5 protein-coding genes are annotated in these 3,631 nt (G+C 39.9%); 2 read left to right on the top strand and 3 right to left on the bottom strand.

Annotated features, from left to right (window positions below; all coding sequences use genetic code 11):
* Positions 1 to 522, bottom strand: a 522-nt coding sequence (locus ACEW8O_RS20540) for a hypothetical protein (protein WP_373496503.1), incomplete at its 3' end; no start/stop codon positions are given.
* 376 nt (positions 523 to 898) lie between these two features.
* Here ACEW8O_RS20540 and ACEW8O_RS20535 point away from each other — a divergent pair.
* The gene (locus ACEW8O_RS20535; RefSeq protein ID WP_373496502.1) at positions 899 to 1,501 is read left to right on the top strand and encodes a nitroreductase; all 603 of its coding nucleotides are present in this window, start codon (positions 899 to 901) and stop codon (positions 1,499 to 1,501) included.
* Between the two features lie 166 nt (positions 1,502 to 1,667).
* Here ACEW8O_RS20535 and ACEW8O_RS20530 read toward each other — a convergent pair whose 3' ends face one another.
* Positions 1,668 to 2,198 carry a DinB family protein gene (locus ACEW8O_RS20530; RefSeq protein WP_373496501.1) on the bottom strand — a complete coding sequence of 177 codons (531 nt, stop codon included), beginning with the start codon at positions 2,196 to 2,198 and terminating at the stop codon, positions 1,668 to 1,670.
* 85 nt (positions 2,199 to 2,283) lie between these two features.
* On the opposite strand from ACEW8O_RS20530, the gene gldD reads away from it, so the two are divergent.
* Positions 2,284 to 2,859 carry a gliding motility lipoprotein GldD gene (gene gldD / locus ACEW8O_RS20525; RefSeq protein WP_373496500.1) on the top strand — a complete coding sequence of 192 codons (576 nt, stop codon included), beginning with the start codon at positions 2,284 to 2,286 and terminating at the stop codon, positions 2,857 to 2,859.
* Positions 2,860 to 2,906: 47 nt separating this feature from the next.
* Here gldD and ACEW8O_RS20520 read toward each other — a convergent pair.
* The coding region (locus tag ACEW8O_RS20520) for a sodium:solute symporter family transporter (protein ID WP_407936185.1) at positions 2,907 to 3,631 on the bottom strand (725 nt) is incomplete at its 5' end.

Below are 3,631 nucleotides of genomic sequence, written 5' to 3'. Positions count from 1 at the left end.
AAATTCATTGTCTTTCACAAAATAAGTAGCCGAACTGCCATCAAGTTTCTCGCTGACATAGCAGGATACACCTTGGTACTTGTCCAGGACTTTTTGCAGGATCTGCACCCTGGTTTCATCCGTTTTTGGGATAAAAGAAGGAAACTTGCCTTTGACCTTTCCGCTGAGGTAGGCTGGAATCGGAGGTTCATATTTGATGATATCGAGGGTTTCGGTCACATCCAAATCTTCCTCAGGATTGATGTGATCAGGTAAAATGGTCAGAGGAAAGCATATTCCCTGAGAAACCTGTCCCCTCAATCTGATTGTTCGGATACGCATGCCCCGTGGCTTCAAAAATTCGAATTCCGGTCTGTCAGGTAAAATACTGTCTATCTCGCAATAAACTGCCAAATCACCCACTTTATATTCTCCTTTTTTTACCACCAATTGCCAACCCAAAACTGTGGCCTTTTCTATGGCATCTGCTCCTTCTATAGGTTCCAGGGATTTGATTCTTTGAATGCTTGCCAGTTTTCTCATATTTTTAAATTCACTTTAGTAAAAATAAGACCGCTACTCGGTCTCAAGTATGAAATTACAATTTAATACTTCAATCAGGATTGTACTCTATTTTTTTAAAATATTCAGTACAGTATTCCTACTGACCATCGCTTTCCGAACTTCCAACACACCGTCTACTGAACACTGTTCCTGATCTCTGAACACCGCCTACTTACATATAGATTTGCACATAGTTCCAAAGAAAGAAACCTTCGAGGTCTAAAAAAGACCTCAAAGGTTTTCTTGTACCTAACCACTGACACACTGCCTACTGAACACTGCCTACTGTAAAAAGGAAACCATTTTTCCTTATTTCGCATTTAGAAAAAGACAGTACCAACCAAAATTTATTATAATGGAAAAACCTGATTTCAATATCGAAGAAGTAAATAAAATCATACGTGGGCGTAGGTCCATGTTTATAGCACAGTTTAAGGAAAACGATCCCGTAGAGGATTTCATCATTCAGGAAATGCTGGAAAATGCCAATTGGGCGCCTACCCATAAAATGACAGAACCTTGGAATTTTAAAGTCTTTACAGGAGAGGGCCTGAAAAAATTTGCAGATTTTCAGGCTGAAATCTATAAAGAGAGGGGCACAAAAAACGGAAATTTTATAGAAGCTACCTACCAAAAATTCAAAGATAGCCCTCTCAAAGCTTCACATATTATTGCCATCATTATGAAGCGTGATCTGAAAGCCAACCTCCCTGTTATGGAAGAAATAGCCTCAGTGGCGATGGCTGTTCAGAATATGTACCTAACTGCATCAGCACATGGCTTGGCAGCATATTGGGGCACCGGTGGACCTACTTTCTGGCCTGAAGCAAGACCATGGTTTGGATTGGAAGAAGAGGACATCTTGATGGGCTTCTTCTACGTAGCCAAACCGGCAATAGACAGGTGGCCTGTAGGAAAAAGAAGGCCTGTTGGAGAGAAAGTGGAGTGGGTTAGATAAAGGAGGAAGGATGAGGGAGGAAGGATGAAGGTAAAAAATTTAAGATTTTAGAGGGTAGATTTTAGATTTATAAAAAGGCGGCAAATCAGATATTTGTCCGCCCTTCTTTTTAAATACAAACTACAATCTACAATCTACAATCAAAAATCCAAATTCTACCCTCAAATCACATAGCCCTAAACCTTGGGGGCTCGATGCCATTGGAGCGGATGTAGGAAATGGCTGCACCTCTGTGGTGGGTAGTGTGGTCGTCGATCAATGCCAACGCTTGCCTTCTTGTCGCGGACGAACCAAAAACATCAATTGTTTCGCCCATTTGTCCATCAGACATTTTTGAGGCAGTAGCCTTTACATAGTCATAGCAATTGGTGACAAAAGCTTTGATGTCATCTTTCGAGGTTGGCTTTGCACTAAGATCAAAACCGGGCTTGTCGCCGTTCAGGAATCTTTGACTCATTCCTGCCATGGCTGCGGATAAGTGAACAATTTGATCTGTAAAGCTCATAGCGGATTCATGAGGCTTGTATGCCAGTAAATCATCCGGCATTTTATCCACTACTTCAAGGGTAAACTTTTTTCCGTTTTCCCACTTGGCCACAAATTCAGCCATGTTGTTTTGAGCATAGGAGATGGTCTGCACAAATAAAAATGCCATTATACCCAATGCGATAGCGAAATTTTTTTTCACATTTTTCATAATTAGTGTTTTTAAAGTTTCTATAAATATCTGTTATCCAAGTCTCAAATCAAACCAATTTGATAACTTTGAAACCATGTTAAGTATGAAAAGAATTTTCTTGGTTCCGCTTTTTCTCTTCTTGCTATCTTCATGTGGAGGGGACTATCTACCTAAACCAAAAGGATTTAATAGAATTGATCTCCCGGAAAGGGGTTTTGTGCTCCTTGATGAAAAAAAGCCATATACCTTTGAATATTCCAAGAACGCCTCGGTAGAGCCCGATTCTTTTAATTTGGCAGAGAAAAATTGGATAAATTTGAATTACACTAAATTGGGAGGAAAGGTGCACTTGACCTACCTACCTTTGGATAGTAAAGGGAAGGACCTGAAAACAGTGATGAATGATGCAATCAACTTGACCGCCAAGCATCAGGTCAAAGCTTATGGCATAGAGGAATCCGTCTTGATCACCCCAAAAGGATATACCGGTGTGGTGGCGGAACTCAGCGGCGAAGTCCCTACTCAGTTCCAGTTTTTTGTGACCGATTCGACCAGTAATTTTTTAAGGGGTGCTCTTTATTTTAATACTTCCATGAAAAATGATTCTTTGGCTCCGGTAATTGAATATATCAAAGTGGATTTGATTCATCTCATCAATACTTTGGAGTTTAAAAACTGAAACTTTTCCAAAGTTTTAAAACTTTGGAAAAGTTTCGAAACATATAATTACCTCATTTTTTTCCAGCTCATAATGATAATAATCCCTCCGACAATAGCGATGACAGTAGCTATGGAAGCAGAAACCACATTTCCATAAATCCAAAAACCTACAGCAAATAAAGTAGCATAGACCATCACCGATCCTACTAACATCAAGCCGATTTCCATTGGCAATTGACCCTGTTCCTGTTTCTCGGCAGGATATCTGTCCAATAGTTTTTTCCAACCAAAAGCAGCAGGACGTACTTTTTGGTAAAAGGATAGGAGAATGGCATCTTTTTCTGGTTGTGTGAAAATGGTCACTAAAATCCAACCAATGGTTGTAATTCCAACACCATATAGCAATTTGAGGTATTCCTGATTTTCAGGAATACTGATCCATTGCATTTTAGGATTTATACTCTCAAAGAAAATAGCTACAATAAATGAGATGACCATCGCTGAGATTTCGGTATAAGCATTGATCCTCCACCAAAACCAACGTAGAATGAAAATGGCACCTGTTCCGGCCCCAATCTGTAGCAGAATGTTAAATGCTTCCAGCGCATTGGAAAGTGCCAAGGCTAGAAATGCAGCCAATACCATCAAAAGCACTGTGGATATTCTTCCTACCATTACCAATTCCTTGTCAGTAGCCTGAGGTTTTAAAAACCGCAAATAAAAATCATTGACTACATAAGAAGAGCCCCAGTTTAAGTGGGTTGAGAGTGTAGACATAACCGCAGCTATCA

It is taken from the genome of Aquiflexum sp. (assembly GCF_041749095.1).
Classification (GTDB): domain Bacteria; phylum Bacteroidota; class Bacteroidia; order Cytophagales; family Cyclobacteriaceae; genus Aquiflexum.
The sequence above is the reverse complement of the archived record's forward strand: the minus strand, read 5'-3'. Positions and strand labels throughout refer to the sequence as shown.